The sequence below is a fragment of the Neiella marina genome, assembly GCF_002165625.1.
In the GTDB taxonomy this organism is placed as follows: domain Bacteria; phylum Pseudomonadota; class Gammaproteobacteria; order Enterobacterales; family Neiellaceae; genus Neiella; species Neiella marina.
In genome coordinates this window covers 1-18,484 of the sequence record NZ_NGNS01000015.1, presented here as the reverse complement: position 1 = coordinate 18,484, position 18,484 = coordinate 1, and the positions used below count along the sequence as shown (strand labels likewise).

Sequence of the window (18,484 nt, the reverse complement as noted above, 5' to 3'; positions counted from 1 at the left end):
TTTCATTCGTTACTGAAAAATAACCGGCCAAAAGGATTGTAGATTCAGCTGTGTTGCTCACAGTTTTCGGTCGCCAGCGCTGGCAGTTCTAGTAAAACTTGTTAGCATGCGGCCTCTACATTAGTTAATGCATTTTATAGGATTCTTCGTCGTGGCAGTAAATATCGCACCGATTACCGCACAACAGCACGCCAACACCAAAATTAAGCCTTTGACCGATTTTAATGTGTTCGCCAAGCGCCACATGTCACCTTTGGTCGTTCATGAGTTTTCTCGTGCTGCTTGCTGCTTCCCTATCGTTTTCATTCAAGAGCCAGAGTCCAAGAAATACAAAGTTGTTGCTATGTTCTCCATTGCTCCAAATGAGAACAAATTTGTTGTTGATGGCAAGTGGAATGCTACCTACTTACCGCACAACATGGCCCGTGGTCCGTTCTTCATCAGCAATGATGAGAAGCCTGTGATCTGTTTGAACCAAGATGATGCTCGCGTTTCTGAAACTGAAGGTTTGCCGCTGTTCACTGAAACCGGTGAGCGCAGTGAGTACTTCGAAGGCATCATTGGTTCTATCGAGAACCTGATCCAACAAGACGCAGCTACAGAAGCCTTCATTGCCAAACTGACAGAGCTCGATCTGCTACAAGCATCTAACCTGAACATTCAACGCAAAGATGGCACCAAGCAAGAAGTAACTGGCATCAACATCGTTGATGAAGAGAAGTTCAAGCAGCTGTCCGATGAGCAAGTATTGCAGCTGAACAAAACTGGCTTCCTCGGCTTGATCTACATCCACCTGTGTTCACTGGGCCAGATTCAGTCATTGCTCCGCGACTAATCGTTTGGTTTCAGCCCATTGAAACGCAAAAGCCATCCGCTACCGGGTGGCTTTTTTGTTTCTAGGAGGAGCAATTAACCTTTCGCTGAGCTGTCGCCAGTGTTGTCTGGTGACCGACCTTTCATATATTGCTGGGTAATTTTTTCCGCTGATCGGCCTGCCACATACCCCCCCAAGCCAATTTGCAGCAGCACCCAAGCTTCTTCTGCTAATGGATTGGGCAGCCAGCCAAAACTATCAAACACCACCAGTGCTAAAAATGTCAGCATGGTGATCGGGCGCCAGTTTCGCTGCAGCGCCGATTGGCCGGTTGCCTCGGCGGTAATAATTTTGGTTTTACTTGCCAGCAACTGTTGCTCGTAATCGATCACTTTGGTGAGCAGCTCGTTTTCAACCTTTTTAATCTCTCGCTGCATCTGCAGCTTTTCTTCGTCACTGGTATGCAAATCATCAATCAATTTGACCGCAGGTTCGAAGATACTGCTGATAAATGAAAGTATGCTCACGCTAGCCTCCTGTTGTTAGCGTTGGTTGTCAGCGTTTGGTCATGTAGGCGCTTAAAAGCGTCGTAGTGGTTGCGGATCCACTGACCGTATTTTTGTTTTTGGCCGTCACCGTTGTAGCCCTTGGCAAAAGCCACAAAATCGAGTTGTTGCAGTTGCTTGAGCATGGCCGAAGAGAAGAAATTGAAGAATCCTCTGATCTGAGATTCCATATCTTCAGAGAAAGCATCAAACATTTGTTCGACATTGTCATAGCCGATTTGGCGATAGTTGAAGCCCATGATTTGTGGTGCTCCCATGCTAATGGAAAGCATCGCGGCTTCTTTATCGATGGATAGAGCAAACAGAAAGGTTTGCCATTCTTTGGCCTGATTGCCGTGGAAGCTTTGCCATTGATGGTCTGGATTTGCTCGCCATTGGTGGCCGGTCCAAGCTTTGCCTTTGGTGTATTTAAAATGTTGATCAAATTTGGCTTGGTGCTGCTTACCCCAATAGCGGTAAAACTTGTGATTCTCAAAACGGATAATCATGCGATTTTGATTGTCATACTCAAAGCCTTTGCCTGAACTCTCGACACAGAGCACCGCAACTGCACAAGCTACATCTATTTGTTTTTCTTGGCTTAAGCGCTGTAGTAATGCGCCAAAATTATTCCAAGTTCGAGCCACATTTCGCTGATTGGAAGTGCCGGTCTCTGGCAGTTTATTGAGCGGAGCCACGACGAGGTTTAGCGGCTCGTTAGGTGTAGGCTTATCAATCGTCAGTTGGTCATCGTCCTCGGCTTCTAGTGTTTCAACTTGTTCATCTGGCTGTCGCGTTTCTCGCACGTAACGAACTGGGGTATAGGCCTTTTGACCATTCACTACAAGCTGGCACCAGGCGCCAATGACACAATCGATATTTAGTTTGGTACCACTTGGCACTTGGCCGACAATCGCGGATTGAAGAGATGGCGCGGCCCGTAAGTTGAGCAAATTGGCATCAACCGAGGCGGTGAAACCGGGGAGGGCTCCATACAGCGTGGCATATCGCTGGCTGACATAACCAATCCCCTGATTGAACTCAATTTCCAACCAACCGTTGAGAACGGCTTGGACTTTTACCACGCTATTGCGACGAACGACGCCCAGCCGAGCGCCTACTGCATTTGGCTGAGCACGGACATTGAGTGCCGATGCAGAAACTACCGCTAACGTCTCGGCAAACTGCTCGATTGGTGCCAGATAGCCACCGTAGATGTAACCAACAGAGCCTTGAAACTCGACCTCATACCAATCCTTATTCTCGCCGCTGGTGGTGAGGGCTCGACCTTGCTCCAAGACACCCAAAATTTGACTGTTGATTCCCGGTAGGGTGCGCACATTCAATGGTTCGGTACAGACGACAGTGCTCATCTAAAATCCTCCATGAATCTCAGAATCGAGAGTGGCGTTTGAGCCATATGCAACGCCAACAACTAATCTGGCTGTTGACTATGTTTGACGGCATGATCGATCAGCATAGTCAACATCTAAGATTTGGCTAAATTTTAATCTGTCTGGGCAGTCGTCGCCTGTGATATGAACGGAGGGAGTCGCAAACGACTGTGTTAGTCGGTTTTATAGCCGAGCTCAGCCATAAAATCACCGAGGTTATCCTCGAGGTATTTGCGATGCTTTGGAGCGAGCTCTGTCGTCCATGCATTGGCTGAGCCTTTGCGCATGAACTGAGCATTTTTATGACGCCCTTGTTTTTCGAATTGACGCTTTTTGGCGTCAAAACTCTGATTGTCGATTGCTTGTTTTAGTTCCGCGTCGGATCTCGGCTCACCTAAAAAATCGCAAATGGATTGGGCGGCAGACAGTGGATCTTGTCGCATCGACTCATAGCTCAGTACGAGCGTATTGGGACGCTGCTGATAGTCGAGGATGTGGTCTTTCCATGGGTACTTCATCCATGAGCCATGCTTAGTGCCTTCGACGATTCCGCGGGTCATTTCCCTCATTTTGTATGACCGCTGATGCCAGATGCGGTTGTATACTTTTCGCCCCAAGGGCAGGCTACACATGAACGAGTATAGGCGAGGGTATTTGACCTTGTACTTAAAATAATGAGTGCCAGAGACAACTACCGCTCTTGGATCTCTGTAGATATAGATAACTTTCTCAGTTCCGTTGCCGTAGAGTGCTAGCGTGTGCTCCAGTTGTTCTTTGTTATGGTGCGCTTTAAAGCATTGATAAGTCGAAGAGCGGTTTTCACCCTCGATTGATTCTTCCTTGTTGAAGGGTTCACACCAAAAGCCAGCCACTGGGCAGTTCAATATCTCGGCGGTCAAACGCGTTAACCAAGTATTTCCGCTTTTCGGATAGCCACAAATGATAATGCGATTCTTCATAGTATTCCTTGTTAATGGCGAAACGAGCGTCCGTCTATGCACTGGGTAAACTACTTTGGGTGCTGATGGATAATCCCAGTTCTTGTTTACGATTGCCATATTTAGCGGCAAAAGAACTGCCAGCTATTTCTCCTATTGGACCCGCCGAAGATGATAATACGAATCTTTGTACTGATCATTGTAAATGGCGATTATAAAATAAACTCACTAAACAGGTGGTTATAGTTCGGTTGGTGAATTCCCATAACTCCCTTTGTGAACTATCGGTTGTAGGTTTGCCTAGTTTCGCGTTTTTTCTAAGTAGTTAATATGAGCTCTGTTGGTTTTAGCTGAACGCTCGAGTCGCACATGATTCAAGTGTTGTGCGATATGTTTGACCTCGTCTGTGTCGATGATTCTTTCAGAAAATGACTTGATATAAAGTGCCATGGCCGCAGGTTTACCAACGTTGCTCGGCATTTTGGTTTTCAATTGTGCCGCATCTGTGAAGACGATGACCGATCGAAATTGTTCATGTGCGACATTAAGTAGCATCGCGAGGGCTTTTGTGTGCTTATAGTTTTGACGTAAAGGGTTTTGAAATCGGAACGATTGGCCACCAATTCTTTGAGTCCACATGCTTTGGTGTTGGTTGCCATAGATCCTGCCTGCCATGTTCTTAGTTTCAATCACGAATATCCCATAGGGTGAAAAGACGATGTGATCGATTTGCGTGGTTCCGCCATCTTCGAGGGGCAGGGTGACATCATGCAGGATGGTGTAACGCTCTGGGGGAAGGTGTTTGGCAAGAGCGCGTTTCACTAGGGCTTCGCCGAGCCATCCTTTGATGGCTGGCAATTTTCGCCGCAGGATTGCTGGCGCCAGTATGAGCAACACCATGACGCCAACAAAATACAAAGCTAAAGCGCTGAGTGTGATTGGCTCCGTTGGGGCGATATTGGCTTGTGTTGGCATTGACGGTGTCATCAACGTTATCGGCGAGCTCTGCTTTTTGTTGAGCGAAGCAGGGTGATGACGCGAAGTACTCAGGCTCTTACGATAGGACGTTGGTTGCGTTTGCTTTGCTGCGGTCAGAAGGCTCGAGTTGGTATTCACTGGCACCGGACTCTGGCAGTGGGCATCGTAACTGGCCTGGCTTTTTCGATAGCGCGTTGATTCACTGCCGTGTCGTTGCTTGTCACTTTGCACCTGCTGTTTGAGCAATAAACAAGCCGATTCAGTGTATTGTTGCGCAGCGAATGTTACTGGTGAAAGCAGGATAACGAGTAAGGCCGCTATACCTATCAACTTAATGCTCCCTAATGTCGCTAATGCAGCAGTGACAAGGTAGATGCGCCATGCTCGGACAATAACCACCACATGCCCACTATGTGACATGTCACGGTCAGCCAAAACACCAGTCGAAACGATCGCTTTTGCGACTTGTGGCGCAACAGCTCTTGCGCAAAGGCGGCGCCAGGCCAACCACCTAACACCGCAAGGGCATGTAATGTGTTTTCCGGTGTGCGCCAGGCATTGCGCTTTGCTTTGGCCTTATCCCAGGCATAGGCGATAAAGGTAAATGCACTCAAAACCACGGCTCCATAAACGAGTGACATTGGCAGCTTGCCCAGAGCCCCTGCGATCGTGAGGCCAACCAACCAGCAACTTGCCAAAACCATCGGCAAGTGTCGTCGGTCGGATGGTGACGCAGCTCTCTGTTTAGTTGCCGGTGCTTTCGCTTCGCCTGCAAAGTAGGCGGCGGTTGCACAGGGGCGACCTTGTTTATCGGTGCTCAGGGTAAAGGTGATCACATCACGCACTTTCGGTGTGCGGTGGTGGTTGGTAAAGGCAGATTTGTGAACGAAGATCTGAGTGTCACCCGATGTTGGGGTGATAAAGCCATAGGCTTTGTCTTCATCCCATTGGGCGAGGGTACCTTTAAGGCGCATTGGGCAGGACTCCTGTCATTGTTGGCGGCAAGCCATTCCTTGGTTTGCATGCAAGGCACCATAGCAAAGTTTGTGTCACGGTGCACCGGGGAGATGCACAGGTAGCTCTGCTCGACATAGGAGCTCATGCGCACGGCCACTGACCATAAAAGTTGAGATATTTGAATCGTAATTCAAGGCGCTATTAGTCGCAGCCCATGATCGGCAAATCTAAGCTTAAAACTATCATCCCAAAAACCGTCTTGAATTTGCGTGCGATGTGCGTGCGAATTTGAGGGGGATTCAGTGGGTAGTGTAGGGGCAAAAAAAAGGCTAAATCGTTGGTTTTTTCGCGACTTAGCCTTTCTTTAAGTGGTGGAGCCGGGGGGAGTTGAACCCCCGTCCGTGAATGCGCCATCCTCGGTCCTACATGTTTAGTCCAGTCATTACATTCGCCGGTACGCTGCGGACGGACACGCCACGGACAGACTATCCTGTATTAGTTTTAATGCTTCAGCCGACAGGCACGGCGTCCACACGATCTTGTTTGGGTTTGACTATCTGAACTCCCCGTCTTACAAGCGGAAGCTAGGGCAGATAGGCGCTAGCAGGTTATTAAGCTGCTAGAGCGTAGTTTTCGTCGTTTGCGACTATTAGTTTGCGGCTTTTTACGTGGCCAACCGCCCCACGACATGCACCTAAGACTTTGTCATCCCCGTCGAATCCAAAATCGGCCCCGAAAGAGTTGTAAATCTCTGGTATCGGCGCATTGTATCAGAGCTTATTAGGCTATTGATAGCGCCGAGAGTTTGTTTGAACAGTAATTAACCTTTCTTCATCACACGCGCTTTTTGCCGCTGCCAATCTTTGTCTTTGGCGTCGTCGCGCTTGTCATGAAGTTTTTTACCTTTGGCGGTGCCAATTTTGATCTTGACCCAAGGTCCCTTCCAATAAAGCGACAAAGGCACAATGGTTTTGCCTTCCCGCTCAATGGCACCAACCAAATGATCGATTTCACGTCGATTCAACAATAGTCTACGTGTCCGAGTGGGCTCGCTGATAACGTGCGTTGATGCTGCTGTTAATGGAAGGATGGACGAACCAAACATAAAGCATTCGCCATTTTTCACCGTAATGTAAGACTCGGCAATGTTCGCTTTGCCTTGGCGCAGCGATTTCACTTCCCAGCCTTGCAGTTCCAGCCCGGCCTCGAATTCCTTTTCGATAAAGTAATCGTGACGAGCGCGTTTATTCAGCGCAATGGTGTTGGAACCGCTTTTGTCTTTAGATTTTTTCTTAGCCATAGGCGGGCCATTATACTCACGGCAAGAATGAAAGCTATGGCCGCAACGTTCAATCTGCGAAACGGGCTGTGGTACACTCTGAAAAATTTTAATCTGAGAGTAAGTTCGTGGCGAAAGTTGATCGATTTGCACTAGTTGGTTTCAGTGCGCAACAGATGTTTGATTTGGTAAATGATGTTGCATCGTATCCCGAATTTTTGCCTGGTTGTGCCGAGAGCAAATTAATCGATAGCTCATCTGAGCACATGAAGGCTTCGCTAAAAGTAGCTAAAGGTGGAATTAGCAAGTGGTTTACTACCCATAATGCACTCGTGGCACCACAGGCTATTCATATGGAGTTGGTTGAGGGGCCATTCAAAAAGTTACAGGGCCTTTGGGAATTTACCGAGTTGGCTGAAGATGCCTGCCGAGTGAGTTTGAAGCTCGACTTTGAGTTTTCCAGCGGTTTGCTTGGTGCGGCCTTCAATAAAATATTCCACCAACTCGCCAGCAACATGGTGCAAGCGTTTGTTAGTCGTGCTCAGGAGGTTTACGGTGAGTGCTGAAATCAATATTGAAATTGCTTATGCATTGCCGCTTAAACAAACGCTATTGAGTTTGGCTGTTGCCGCCGACACCACGGTTGAGCAAGCGATTGAGCAATCTGGCGTATTGGATATGCATCCGGAAATTGATTTCGACAAGGTCAACAAGGTTGGCATCTGGAGCCGTGCTTGCAAGCTCTCAGCACCGCTAAAAGAAGGTGATCGGATTGAAATCTATCGTGCTTTAATTGCGGATCCAAAAGAAGTTAGAAAACGCCGAGCAGCGAAAGCAAAGGAAGAAGGGCGGGCGGATAAAGTCACTGGCGGACGAGTCAATCCTCGCCGCGCCAGCGATAACGATGACTAAGCTTATGCTGGTGGCAGCTTAACGATGATTGGCTTGGTCTTAGTCAGATCGGCAATGACTTCCAGCTTTTCTTCTAGCGCCTCTTTGCTGTGAGCAATTTCGGCGAACACTGACACAACCTCACCTGGCTCAGCTTCAACTGGGCGCAAGTTCACCTCATAACCAGCTTGCTCTAGCTGGAACTGCAGGCGTTTGACGTTCTGAGGATTGCCAAACTCACCAACTTTAATTGCCCAAACCTCTGGGCCATTGTGTTTTACTGGCTCGTCAACAGTTTCGGTGGTCGCTGTTTCGGCAGCCGCCTCAACACCTTGTTGGAACTCTGGGATATCTTCTTCAACCGGGATGTGGAAGTTTTCATGTAATTCGTAGTCGCCAGTCACTTCGGTTAAATGATCAGTGTCGTCAAATTTGGCAACAAGGCGTCGTTCGATAACGGAGCCATCACGACCACTTTTGAAACGGTAAACATAACTCCAAGTGTTGGGATCGAAGGCGTTATTAGCCATAGGGGTGCCCAATACGAAGAGCACTTGATCCTTATTCATGCCAACACGCAATTTCTCGACTTGCCGTTCATCAATATAGTTTCCCTGGGGGATATCGATTTTGTAGACAAGGTTGCTGAAATAAGAACAGCCCGACAGCGTTAGCAAACTAAGAGCAATAAAGGCGGCTTTTAACATTCGAAGTAACGACATTAGATTAACTTTAAGATGGCGAGCATCATACCGAGTTGATGTCGCCTAGTACACTACCGCTTTAGCATTCTTATCACATTGCCAACAATGGCATAGTGATTGGTTAAGCTTCGAGCAATAACTCTTGCGCATTCGCTAGGGTACGCGCGGTGATTTGCTCACCGCCAAGCAATCGTGCTAGCTCTTTGACCCGTGATTTCTTATCTAGCAGCGTCACTCGCGTTTCGGTAGAGCTTTGCTCGATGAGTTTGTCGACAAACAGTTGCTGATGACCATTAGCAGCTACTTGTGGCAAATGAGTGACGCAAACAACTTGGCTCTTGTTGCCGAGGCTTCGAAGCATTCGTCCGACGACAGAGGCTGTCGGGCCGCTAATACCAACATCCACCTCATCAAATACCAGCGTGGGGGTTGATTGGGTGGCATGAGTAACTACCTGAATGGCAAGGCCAATACGCGACAATTCACCGCCTGATGCAACTTTGGCTAATTCGCCTGGTGATTGCCCTGGGTTAGTGCTGACCAACAGTTGGATAGCATCAGAACCAAGTGCAGAGGGTTTGGCTGGCGCGATGGCAAACTCGATTTGAGTGTGTGGCATGTTCATTTGCTGGACTTCCGCTACAATCGCAAGGCTCAGGCGCTGGCCCGCCTCCGTTCTGGCATTGGAAAGTTGCTGAGCGACGGCAAAGTACTCTTGTTCTGCTTGCTGCATTGTTTGTTCGAGTTGCTCAAGCTGCTGCTCGGGGTTATCGAGTTGTCCTAGCTCTTCCGCAAGCAGCTGATGGCATTGCACCAATTGCTCTGGTTGGATTTGATGTTTGCGAGCGAGGTTAAGCCATTGCTCAAGCCGCTGCTCTACTTCATTCAGGCGTTGCGGATCACTTTCTAATGTGCCCGCGTAGTGCTCCAGTTCACTGGCAGCTTCTTCTAGCTGAATTCGGGCTTCTGCCAATAACGCTAATGTTGGACTCAGGTGAGCGTCAGTCTCGCTTGCCCGAGTTAACTGCTGCTGCACTTGGTGTAGCATCGACAGTACATTGTCTTGCTCAGACTCGGATAGAATTTGTTGTCCTGTGTGGCAACTCGCCATCAATTCAACAGCATTTGACAGTCTCTTGAACTCCAACTCGAGTTGCTCGAATTCTCCATCATTGGGGTTAAACTCATCGAGTTCGGAAACCTGATATCGCAACAACTGCAAGCGATCATGGCTTGCCTGCTGCGCGGATTTGGCTTGTTCGTAGGCTTTCTGGCTTTGTTGCCAATGGCGAAATGAGCTGGCGACTTGGGCGAGCAAAGAGTCATTACCGGCGAATCGATCAAGCAAATCTTGCTGCCGTTCGGTTTTGAGTAAGTCCAGATGAGCATGCTGACCATGGATGTTAATCAGCATCGAACCCAGGCTTTTTAACTGATGAGCTGGCACTGGGTAGCCATTGATATAACCCCGCGAGCGGCCATCCTTGGTGATGGTCCGGCGGATAATGCACTCGCCAGTTTCATCACCAGCGAGATCTTGTTGTTGCAGCCAAAGACTGGCTTCGGGCATTTGGGTCAGATCAAAACTGGCAGAAATATCAGTCTTGGCGGCACCAGTGCGAACCATACTGGCTTCTGCTCTGCTGCCCATACAGAGGCTTAATGCATCGAGGGCTATTGATTTACCGGCTCCAGTTTCTCCGGTAATGGTGGTCATGCCCGATTTCCAATCAAGCGTGAGCGACGAAACGACGGCAAAGTTTTGAATGGTTAATTGCTGCAACATAATAACACTGTATAAATACTGTATGGGTGTGTTTATTTATACAGTGTTTTGCTGGTTATGCAAGTGCTTTGATCGAAATTTGTGCTAGAAAAGTTTGCTTGCCCAACCGAGTTTCGAGCGCAGTACTTCGTAGTAGTTGTAACAAGGCGGGTGCACCAAGCGCAGCCGATGATTGGCTTTACGAATGATGATCTCATCACCTGGCATCACTGCTAAGGTCACATGACCATCGCAACTAATCATCAAATCGTCGTCGTTTTCATCAAGTACTCTGAGTTTTACTTCGCTGTCGGCTTTGATCACGATTGGCCGAGCGCTGAGGGTATGGGGAAACATCGGCAGCAAGCACATTGCGTCTAAATCTTGGGTCAGGATCGGGCCGCCGCCAGAGAGCGAGTAAGCAGTAGAGCCAGTTGGGGTTGAGACGATTAGGCCATCGGCGCGTTGTTGAAATACAAAGTCATCATCAACCGCCACTTCAAAGGCAATCATATGGGCAATTTTACCCGGGTGAAGCACCGCCTCATTGACCGCTGTGTTTGCGCTTTTAAGCTGACCGTGACGATACACCTCGGTATTCAGCAGAAAACGATATTCGGTTTGATAGTTGCCCTGCAGCACATCAAGTAATGGTTGTTCAAAGCTATCCGGACTTAAGTCGGTGAGAAATCCTAAGTTGCCGCGATTCACCCCAATCACTGCGACGTTATATCGCGATAAAACCCGTGCAGCGCCAAGCATATTGCCGTCGCCACCAACAACAATGGCTAAATCAGCTTGTTCACCGAGTTCGTTCAGTGGTGCCGTTGGCGATTCACAACCGATCGATTTAGCAAGCCGCTCCTCAATAACGACCGCTTGGTCAATACGCGCCATGAGCTCAAGTAGAGCGAGCACCGTTTCATTGGCTCCTTGATGATCAGGTTTGCCAATAATCGCAACTTTGTTGAATACCGAGGTTGTCATAACAGTTCCGCTACTTAGGTGTTCGTATTGCTGCCGTTGATCACAATAAAATGCTGATAGTGATCGAACAAGTTCAAGACAGGCTTGAAATTATGTCATGTTATTCGCATATCAAACAGAGATGTTTTTGATGGTGTTGGCGTTATGACTCAACTCAATAATCGAGCGCAGGAAGTTCTTCAGCGATTAATCGAAGAGTTTATTCGTTGTGGCACGCCAGTTGGCTCAAAGGCTTTGACGTCGTGCGGTGCGATTAATGCCAGTTCTGCCACGGTTCGCAATGTCATGTCCAAGCTTGAGACCATGGGCTACCTGATGTCTCCACATACATCAGCCGGAAGAATTCCGACTGAAGATGGCTTGCGCTTGTTTGTCGACACTATGTTGTCGGTACGCAACGCTGAACAGTGGCAGGTGCCCATTCAAAATCAACTGGATTTATCAATGCCGACTCAGCAATTGTGTCGCAGCGCCAGTGACATGTTAGCGGAGCTGACACAACTAACCGGTTTTGTCGTTCTACCCAAAGCTGGGGCCGCCAAGCTGATGCAAATTGAGTTAGTGGCTCTTGGCGCCGGTCGTGTCTTGGCTGTGTTGGTTTCGGAAGATGGTTCGGTTCATAATCGCATTTTGCAATTGAACCAAGAGTTAACACCCGAGTGTTTACGTCGGATGACTCAGCAATTGAATCAGTTGTTGCCCAACCATTCGTTGAATGAAATCCAGTCACACTTGAATCAATGGTTAGATGTTGAAGAGGCTGCCATTGCCGTTGGTCAACAAGCTTTAGCCTTAGCCGATCAACAGCAGAGTTCTAAGCGATGGCACGTTGCAGGGGAAGAACATTTATTAGATCCGGCGATTGCCAGCGATATTACCCAGATCCGAAGTGTGTTCGATGGCGTGCTGCAAGCCGGTGATTTACTCACTTTGATTGATTCTTGTCTTGATAGCGATGGCGTCCAGCTGTTTATCGGCAAAGAGAGCGGTATCGACTTTTTATCGTCATGCTCGGTAGTTAGTTCACCGTATCAAGTGGATGGTGAGGTCGTTGGCGCGTTGGCAGTCATTGGGCCGATGCGGATGGACTACAGCAAGGTTATTCCGATGGTTGATGTCACCGCTAAAATGCTGTCAATGGCGCTGAATAAAGGCCAAGGCTAGGCCACTAGTTGTGATCGATTTGAATCCAATGCTTGAAACACGAAAAGCAATCCCCATAATTAGCCCAACTGACGATTTAACCTGATTTACCCTCTGGAGTTGTAATGGCTGATCAAGAGCAAACCAACAAGCCTGAAGAAGAGCAAGTTGAGCTAGAACAAGCGAATGAAGCTGAAACTGCTGAAACCCAAACCGCAGAACAAGCGGAACAAGTCGAAGTCGAGACTGCGGAAGATCGCCTGGTAGCCCTTGAGAAAGAGCTGGCAGCAGCTAAAGCAACGATTGCGCAACAGCAAGACTCTGTGGTTCGAGCCGCAGCGGAAGTTGATAATATTCGCCGCCGCGCAGCGATGGACGTCGATAAAGCGCACAAATTCGCGCTAGAAAAATTCGTCAATGAGCTACTGCCTGTGATGGATAATATGGAGCGCGCGCTGTTGATGGCGGATCGTTCGCAAGAGGCATTGGCACCGATGATCGAAGGCGTTGAAATGACACTGAAGAGCTTTGTTGACGGTGTTTCTAAGTTTGGCGTTGAGGTCATCGATCCGCAGGGCGAAACGTTTAACCCAGAGCTGCATCAAGCAATGTCGATGCAAGAGAATGCTGAACTTGCACCAAACACCGTGATGGCAGTGATGCAAAAGGGTTACAGCCTTAATGGTCGCTTGATTCGAGCGGCCATGGTGATGGTGAGCAAAGGCGCGTAATTCACCATACCTTTGAACTGAGTTTGATTGAGCCACCCAATGGGTGGCTTTTTTATGCCTAGTCAAAGATGGGGATACAGCGCTCCATTATCTGATTGATTTCACATCCTTTATATTCGTTTGATGTTAACTTATCGGTATTTGTTATCGTTAACATTTTTCTGTTTTGTGCGGCGAGGGAGTGTGTGATGAAAAGTAATCAGGTGATAAGTACTGGATTATGGGCGATGCTGATTGTAACGACGGTTAGCTGTGGCAGTGGCGGTGGAGGAAGTCGCTCAGATAGTTCATCAACGCCGTTACCTCCGTTAGCTCCTGAGCCCGTTGTCAGATCGTCGTTGTTTGAGCCTGCCGACGGTCATGTTTTGTTTCTCATTGGCCAGGACAATGAATCGGTCGGAGGCAATCGTAACAATATCGAGCCACACCAGCAGTGGCATGGTTATCTCGATTTGGCGCTACCAAAACCGGCAGGCATTACCAGCTATATCGCCCTTGCAGATGATAGCAATAGTCCGCAACAGAACGTGCCGGATGGTTATGCCATCGCCGGGCTCCATGCCATCAACAACGAAATCGCTGGCCCTTCATGTTTACAGTGTTACCTCGATAGCCCAGCAATAGACTGGTCCAATACTATCGTCCATTTGTCAATCTGGTATGGCTCCCCAAGTATGGTTGCCAGTATCGCCAGTGGCAGTCGAGATTACTTAATTGACGAAGTGGTGGCGTTTGTTGGTCAACATCCTGAGATCCCGTTTTTCATTCGGCCTGGCTATGAATTTGAGTATCAATATCGTGATGCTGGTGTCAGTGCTGAAAGCTATGTTCAGGCCTTTCAGCGAATCGTTACTGCGTTTAAAGAAGCTGGCTTGAGCAATATCAGTTTTGTGTTTTCAGCTGCATCTGTATTTACTGACTTAGCTGAGTGGCAAAACTTCTATCCCGGTGATGGCTATGTTGACTGGGTTGGCTATTCGTTTTTTGACGCTGCTACTGCGCCACCAGCCAATGCTGGAGGCTTGACCTTTGCGCGGCAAACAGGAAAACCTGTGATGATTGCCGAATCTTGTTTGCATGACCATAAGATTACTGAGGCATCGGGCGAAGCTGTGTGGCACGATTACTTTGATCACTTATTTGCTCATATTGAAGCTCACCCCGATCTGATTAAGGCGTTTGCTTACATCAATGCGGATTGGTCAATACAACCAATGTGGGTAAATGATCCATTCTGGTATAATACCGATAGCCGGTTACAAAACTCGTCTTACATCAGCCAACAATGGCAAAACAGGCTAGCCAGTGACGATTTTATTACCGGAGAAGACGCTGTGTTTGAAATGATTGGTTTTGAGCCCTGAGCCGAGGCCAGATAAGACGCTCATTCAGCGGAATTGATTACTATCCGGGTAGTATTCCATGTCGATTGAGTGCAGTTTTTGTTGTAACGCGTTGCAATCAATATCGCAGGCGTTGCATAGGGTGGTTAAATTGCTGTACTCATTTCTAAGCTTCATGTTGACCACGCTCAGCAACATGAAAGCATCCATGGTGTCGAGCATTTTATTGGACAGATGCATAGCCCCTCCTTGGTCTTGGAAATTAAGAATAGCAGTAGTTTTAATTTGCTCATAGTGGCCGCCGGTTTTATTCGCAGTGTTACCGAATCGAGTAATACTTAGGGGATAAAAAATGCCATTGCACGTTGATTCGAATCGAGTATAACTGCAGGCATTGCGCACGGCAGAGGAGCACAACAATGACTGAACTGAATATCAAACGCGGAAAGTATCAGCACTACAAGGGCAACGAGTATCATGTGCTGGATCTGGTAACTCATAGTGAAACCGAAGAGACAATGGTGCTGTATCGGCCGTTGTATGGTGATCAAAAACTCTGGGTGAGGCCTTATGACATGTTTTTTGAAACCGTTGAAATTGACGGTGAAGTAATTGAGCGCTTTCGCTATTTAGGCCCAATTGATTAGGCTTTGAGGTAAATCCATCAAAAAAATGTCACTTTTTTTTATCACTCCGCTTGAAAAGAAATTGCTTGCCCCTATTTATCAGTCAACAGACAAAGTGAAGTAAACCAGTTTTTGGAGATTGACCACTATGGGCAAGATCATTGGCATCGACCTCGGTACAACTAACTCATGTGTCGCTGTATTAGACGGCGACAAGCCTCGCGTCATTGAGAACGCTGAAGGCGACCGTACAACCCCATCCATTATCGGCTACACCGAAGAAGGTGAAGTATTGGTTGGTCAGGCTGCAAAACGTCAGGCCGTTACCAACCCAACTAACACCTTGTTCGCGATTAAGCGTTTGATCGGTCGTCGTTATGAAGACAAAGAAGTACAGCGTGATATCGACATCATGCCGTACAAAATTGTTAAAGCTGACAACGGCGATGCTTGGGTTCAAGTTCGCGATGAGAAAATGGCAGCACCACAGGTTTCAGCAGAAGTCTTGAAGAAGATGAAAAAGACTGCTGAAGACTTCCTCGGTGAAGAAGTGACTGGTGCGGTTATTACTGTGCCTGCATACTTCAATGATTCTCAGCGTCAAGCGACCAAAGATGCAGGCCGCATCGCTGGTTTGGAAGTGAAGCGCATCATCAATGAGCCAACTGCTGCTGCACTTGCCTACGGCATGGACAAGAAGCAAGGCGATAACATCATCGCAGTATACGACTTGGGTGGTGGTACGTTCGATATCTCAATCATCGAAATCGATGAAGTCGACGGTGAGCACACCTTTGAAGTACTGGCTACCAACGGTGACACCCACTTGGGTGGTGAAGACTTCGATAACCGCGTCATCAACTACTTGGTTGACGAATTCAAGAAAGAGCAGGGTGTTGATCTGCGCAACGATCCATTAGCGATGCAGCGTCTAAAAGAAGCTGGTGAAAAAGCTAAGATCGAACTTTCTTCTGCTCAAAACACTGAAGTCAACCTGCCTTACATCACTGCAGATGCGTCAGGTCCTAAGCACATGGCGATCAAGTTGACTCGTGCGAAGTTGGAATCTTTGGTTGAAGATTTGGTCAAGCGTTCACTTGAGCCGTTGAAGATCGCCCTAGCTGATGCTGACCTTTCTGTTAGCGAAGTTAACGACGTTATCTTGGTGGGTGGTCAAACCCGTATGCCAGCAGTTCAAACTGCGGTTACTGAGTTCTTCGGCAAAGAGCCACGTAAAGATGTCAACCCTGATGAAGCTGTTGCCATGGGTGCATCGGTTCAAGGTGGTGTTCTTGCTGGCGACGTTAAAGACGTTCTGCTGTTAGACGTTACGCCATTGAGCTTGGGTATTGAGACCATGGGCGGTGTGATGACGTCTGTCATCAACAAAAACACCACTATTCCAACGAAAGAAAGCCAAACTTTCTCGACTGCGGAAGACAACCAAGCAGCAGTGACCATTCATGTGCTGCAAGGTGAGCGTAAGCAAGCGAGCTTGAACAAGTCGCTAGGCCAGTTCAACTTGGAAGGTATTCAGCCTGCACCACGTGGCATGCCACAAATCGAAGTGACGTTTGACTTGGATGCGGACGGTATTCTCCATGTGTCGGCTAAAGACAAGAACACCGGTCAAGAGCAGAAGATCACCATTAAGTCATCTTCAGGTTTGAGCGATGATGAAATCGACCAAATGGTTCGCGATGCGGAAGCAAACGCCGAAGAAGACAAGAAGTTTGAAGAGCTAGCGCAAGCTCGTAACCAAGCAGATGCATTGGTTCACGGTACCCGCAAGCAAGTCGAAGAAGCCGGTGATGATTTACCTGCAGAAGACAAAGAAAAGATCGAATCTGCCGTTGCTGAACTTGAGACCGCAGCCAAATCTGGTAGTAAGGACGACATCGATGCCAAGACCCAAGCATTGATGGAAGCCTCTAGCAAGCTGATGGAAATCGCTCAAGCTAAAGCGCAAGCGCAACAAGGTGCAGCAGGCGCCGGCGCTGAGCCTCAGCAGGAGCAAGCGCAGCCACAAGATGATGTGGTTGATGCAGAATTCGAAGAAGTAAAAGACGATAAGAAATAAGCGTCCACTCTTTCGATAACTGATTCGCGCGGGCGTTTGTGGAAGCAAGCGCCCGCGTTGGTGTTTTTACAGAAGGCTGTAGCAAAACATGTCAAAACGAGATTATTACGAAGTGCTGGGTGTGGGGCGGGATGCCTCAGACCGTGACATTAAAAAAGCCTACAAGCGGCTGGCGATGAAGTATCACCCTGACCGCAATGCCGGTGATGCCGCCGCAGAAGAGAAATTCAAAGAGCTAAAAGAAGCTTACGAAGTACTGTCTGATTCGCAGAAAAAAGGCGCTTATGACCAATATGGTCACGCTGCTTTTGAGCAAGGTCAAGGCGGCTTTGGTGGGGCTGGCGGTGCCGATTTCGGCGATATCTTTGGCGATGTTTTTGGCGATATCTTTGGTGGCGGCGGTGGCCGTCGTCGCGGACCACAACGTGGTGCTGACCTACGCTACAACATGGAGCTGACGCTCGAAGAAGCGGTCAAAGGCGTTAAGAAAGAAATCAAGATCCCAAGTTGGGAGCACTGTAATACCTGTGATGGCACTGGTGCTAAGAAAGGCACGAAGCCCGAAACCTGTGGCACCTGCCATGGCTCTGGTCAAGTGCAGATGCGCCAGGGGTTCTTTGCGGTTCAACAAACCTGTCCGACCTGTAAAGGTAGCGGAAAGATCATCAAAGACCCTTGTGGTGACTGTCATGGTCAAGGTCGCAAGCAAACCACCAAAACGCTGTCCGTTTCAATCCCTGCCGGTGTTGATAGTGGCGATCGTATTCGCCTTGCTGGCGAGGGCGAAGCCGGTGAAACTGGTGCGCCAGCTGGTGATTTGTATGTTCAGGTCCATGTTGCGGAACATCCTATTTTTGTTCGCGATGGCAACAACTTGTATTGCGAAGTACCCATTAGCTTTACCCAAGCAGCACTGGGTGGCGAAATCGAAGTACCGACACTCGATGGTCGCGTGAAACTGAAGATCACCGAAGAAACGCAAACGGGTCGTATGTTCCGGATGCGCGGCAAGGGCGTTAAATCAGTTCGCGGTGGCGCTGTGGGCGACTTACTGTGCAAGGTTGTGGTGGAAACACCGGTCAAACTTAATGCGCGGCAAAAAGAGCTATTAGAAGAGCTGGAAGAATCGATGGGCGGCAAAACCCATCGGCCCAAAGCGACCGGATTTTTTGATGGTGTAAAGAAGTTTTTTGACGACTTAAGCAGCTAGTACTATCAAATACCAGTAATCAAAAGCCAGCGTTATGCCTGTCTCTTGATCACATCTTAGAGTTCAAGAGACTTGGCTAGCTCGTACCCTTCAAGGATG

19 protein-coding genes and 1 other RNA gene are annotated in these 18,484 nt (G+C 48.3%); 9 read left to right on the top strand and 11 right to left on the bottom strand.

Annotated elements, in window-relative coordinates:
• The first annotated feature begins 151 nt into the window (after positions 1–151).
• Complete coding sequence (locus tag CBE68_RS12020) at positions 152–835, top strand: SapC family protein (RefSeq protein WP_158100593.1); 684 nt, start codon at positions 152–154, stop codon at positions 833–835.
• A gap of 74 nt (positions 836–909) precedes the next feature.
• On the opposite strand, the gene CBE68_RS12015 is transcribed toward CBE68_RS12020, so the two are convergent.
• The 7 genes from CBE68_RS12015 to smpB all read right to left on the bottom strand — a co-directional run bounded on the left by CBE68_RS12015 (position 910) and on the right by smpB (position 6,926).
• Entirely contained in the window at positions 910–1,341 is a 432-nt protein-coding gene (locus CBE68_RS12015; RefSeq protein WP_087506337.1) for a 3TM-type holin, read from the bottom strand.
• Entirely contained in the window at positions 1,338–2,732 is a 1,395-nt protein-coding gene (locus tag CBE68_RS12010) for an N-acetylmuramidase domain-containing protein (RefSeq protein WP_087506336.1), read from the bottom strand. Before CBE68_RS12010 ends, CBE68_RS12015 begins: the two co-directional genes overlap by 4 nt.
• Positions 2,733–2,926: 194 nt before the next feature.
• A complete protein-coding gene (locus CBE68_RS12005) occupies positions 2,927–3,712 on the bottom strand; it encodes a sulfotransferase domain-containing protein (RefSeq protein ID WP_158100592.1) in 786 nt (261 codons plus the stop codon).
• 279 nt (positions 3,713–3,991) lie between these two features.
• A complete protein-coding gene (locus CBE68_RS18750) occupies positions 3,992–4,666 on the bottom strand; it encodes a nuclease-related domain-containing protein (protein ID WP_158100591.1) in 675 nt (224 codons plus the stop codon).
• Between the two features lie 353 nt (positions 4,667–5,019).
• Positions 5,020–5,643 carry a DUF1294 domain-containing protein gene (locus tag CBE68_RS11995; protein ID WP_087506333.1) on the bottom strand — a complete coding sequence of 208 codons (624 nt, stop codon included), beginning with the start codon at positions 5,641–5,643 and terminating at the stop codon, positions 5,020–5,022.
• Between the two features lie 352 nt (positions 5,644–5,995).
• Positions 5,996–6,360: a transfer-messenger RNA gene (gene ssrA, locus CBE68_RS11990) on the bottom strand.
• 86 nt (positions 6,361–6,446) lie between these two features.
• Entirely contained in the window at positions 6,447–6,926 is a 480-nt protein-coding gene (gene smpB, locus CBE68_RS11985; protein WP_087506332.1) for an SsrA-binding protein SmpB, read from the bottom strand.
• Between the two features lie 107 nt (positions 6,927–7,033).
• Here smpB and CBE68_RS11980 point away from each other — a divergent pair, with 107 nt between their 5' ends.
• Both CBE68_RS11980 and CBE68_RS11975 read left to right on the top strand, forming a co-directional pair.
• Entirely contained in the window at positions 7,034–7,471 is a 438-nt protein-coding gene (locus tag CBE68_RS11980) for a type II toxin-antitoxin system RatA family toxin (RefSeq protein ID WP_087506331.1), read from the top strand.
• Positions 7,461–7,817, top strand: coding sequence for an RnfH family protein (locus CBE68_RS11975; protein WP_087506330.1), 357 nt, complete (start codon positions 7,461–7,463; stop codon positions 7,815–7,817). The genes CBE68_RS11980 and CBE68_RS11975 overlap by 11 nt, the downstream gene beginning before the upstream one ends.
• A gap of 2 nt (positions 7,818–7,819) precedes the next feature.
• Here the strand turns inward: CBE68_RS11975 and bamE are convergent, their stop codons facing one another.
• From bamE to nadK, 3 genes are all read right to left on the bottom strand, one after another.
• The gene (bamE, locus tag CBE68_RS11970) at positions 7,820–8,518 is read right to left on the bottom strand and encodes an outer membrane protein assembly factor BamE domain-containing protein (protein ID WP_087506329.1); all 699 of its coding nucleotides are present in this window, start codon (positions 8,516–8,518) and stop codon (positions 7,820–7,822) included.
• A 103-nt stretch (positions 8,519–8,621) separates the two neighbouring features.
• The gene (recN, locus tag CBE68_RS11965) at positions 8,622–10,286 is read right to left on the bottom strand and encodes a DNA repair protein RecN (protein ID WP_087506328.1); all 1,665 of its coding nucleotides are present in this window, start codon (positions 10,284–10,286) and stop codon (positions 8,622–8,624) included.
• Positions 10,287–10,370: 84 nt separating this feature from the next.
• The gene (gene nadK, locus CBE68_RS11960) at positions 10,371–11,252 is read right to left on the bottom strand and encodes an NAD(+) kinase (protein ID WP_087506327.1); all 882 of its coding nucleotides are present in this window, start codon (positions 11,250–11,252) and stop codon (positions 10,371–10,373) included.
• Positions 11,253–11,396: 144 nt separating this feature from the next.
• On the opposite strand from nadK, the gene hrcA reads away from it, so the two are divergent.
• From hrcA to CBE68_RS11945, 3 genes are all read left to right on the top strand, one after another.
• On the top strand, positions 11,397–12,416 hold the full coding sequence (gene hrcA / locus CBE68_RS11955; RefSeq protein WP_087506326.1) for a heat-inducible transcriptional repressor HrcA: 1,020 nt from the start codon (positions 11,397–11,399) through the stop codon (positions 12,414–12,416).
• 104 nt (positions 12,417–12,520) lie between these two features.
• On the top strand, positions 12,521–13,126 hold the full coding sequence (gene grpE / locus CBE68_RS11950) for a nucleotide exchange factor GrpE (protein WP_087506325.1): 606 nt from the start codon (positions 12,521–12,523) through the stop codon (positions 13,124–13,126).
• Between the two features lie 188 nt (positions 13,127–13,314).
• Complete coding sequence (locus CBE68_RS11945) at positions 13,315–14,490, top strand: glycosyl hydrolase (protein ID WP_087506324.1); 1,176 nt, start codon at positions 13,315–13,317, stop codon at positions 14,488–14,490.
• 24 nt (positions 14,491–14,514) lie between these two features.
• Here the strand turns inward: CBE68_RS11945 and CBE68_RS11940 are convergent, their stop codons facing one another.
• Complete coding sequence (locus CBE68_RS11940; RefSeq protein WP_087506399.1) at positions 14,515–14,709, bottom strand: DUF4250 domain-containing protein; 195 nt, start codon at positions 14,707–14,709, stop codon at positions 14,515–14,517.
• A gap of 179 nt (positions 14,710–14,888) precedes the next feature.
• On the opposite strand from CBE68_RS11940, the gene CBE68_RS11935 reads away from it, so the two are divergent.
• The 3 genes from CBE68_RS11935 (at position 14,889) to dnaJ (ending at position 18,385) form a co-directional block, all read left to right on the top strand.
• Positions 14,889–15,116, top strand: a complete 228-nt coding sequence (locus tag CBE68_RS11935; protein ID WP_188708294.1) for a DUF1653 domain-containing protein — start codon at positions 14,889–14,891, stop codon at positions 15,114–15,116.
• Positions 15,117–15,243: 127 nt separating this feature from the next.
• On the top strand, positions 15,244–17,175 hold the full coding sequence (gene dnaK, locus CBE68_RS11930; RefSeq protein ID WP_087506323.1) for a molecular chaperone DnaK: 1,932 nt from the start codon (positions 15,244–15,246) through the stop codon (positions 17,173–17,175).
• An 88-nt stretch (positions 17,176–17,263) separates the two neighbouring features.
• On the top strand, positions 17,264–18,385 hold the full coding sequence (gene dnaJ / locus CBE68_RS11925; protein ID WP_087506322.1) for a molecular chaperone DnaJ: 1,122 nt from the start codon (positions 17,264–17,266) through the stop codon (positions 18,383–18,385).
• Positions 18,386–18,484: the final 99 nt, after the last annotated feature.

What these genes read in the sequence shown, in the direction of transcription:
- CBE68_RS12010 (WP_087506336.1), bottom strand. Translation starts at nt 2,732, where the DNA reads ATGAGCACTGTCGTCTGTACCGAACCATTGAATGTGCGCACCCTACCG.
- CBE68_RS12005 (WP_158100592.1), bottom strand. Translation starts at nt 3,712, where the DNA reads ATGAAGAATCGCATTATCATTTGTGGCTATCCGAAAAGCGGAAATACT.
- CBE68_RS18750 (WP_158100591.1), bottom strand. Translation starts at nt 4,666, where the DNA reads ATGCCAACACAAGCCAATATCGCCCCAACGGAGCCAATCACACTCAGC.
- CBE68_RS11995 (WP_087506333.1), bottom strand. Translation starts at nt 5,643, where the DNA reads ATGCGCCTTAAAGGTACCCTCGCCCAATGGGATGAAGACAAAGCCTAT.
- smpB (WP_087506332.1), bottom strand. Translation starts at nt 6,926, where the DNA reads ATGGCTAAGAAAAAATCTAAAGACAAAAGCGGTTCCAACACCATTGCG.
- bamE (WP_087506329.1), bottom strand. Translation starts at nt 8,518, where the DNA reads ATGTCGTTACTTCGAATGTTAAAAGCCGCCTTTATTGCTCTTAGTTTG.
- recN (WP_087506328.1), bottom strand. Translation starts at nt 10,286, where the DNA reads ATGTTGCAGCAATTAACCATTCAAAACTTTGCCGTCGTTTCGTCGCTC.
- nadK (WP_087506327.1), bottom strand. Translation starts at nt 11,252, where the DNA reads ATGACAACCTCGGTATTCAACAAAGTTGCGATTATTGGCAAACCTGAT.
- hrcA (WP_087506326.1), top strand. Translation starts at nt 11,397, where the DNA reads ATGACTCAACTCAATAATCGAGCGCAGGAAGTTCTTCAGCGATTAATC.
- grpE (WP_087506325.1), top strand. Translation starts at nt 12,521, where the DNA reads ATGGCTGATCAAGAGCAAACCAACAAGCCTGAAGAAGAGCAAGTTGAG.
- CBE68_RS11945 (WP_087506324.1), top strand. Translation starts at nt 13,315, where the DNA reads ATGAAAAGTAATCAGGTGATAAGTACTGGATTATGGGCGATGCTGATT.
- CBE68_RS11940 (WP_087506399.1), bottom strand. Translation starts at nt 14,709, where the DNA reads ATGCATCTGTCCAATAAAATGCTCGACACCATGGATGCTTTCATGTTG.
- CBE68_RS11935 (WP_188708294.1), top strand. Translation starts at nt 14,889, where the DNA reads ATGACTGAACTGAATATCAAACGCGGAAAGTATCAGCACTACAAGGGC.
- dnaK (WP_087506323.1), top strand. Translation starts at nt 15,244, where the DNA reads ATGGGCAAGATCATTGGCATCGACCTCGGTACAACTAACTCATGTGTC.
- dnaJ (WP_087506322.1), top strand. Translation starts at nt 17,264, where the DNA reads ATGTCAAAACGAGATTATTACGAAGTGCTGGGTGTGGGGCGGGATGCC.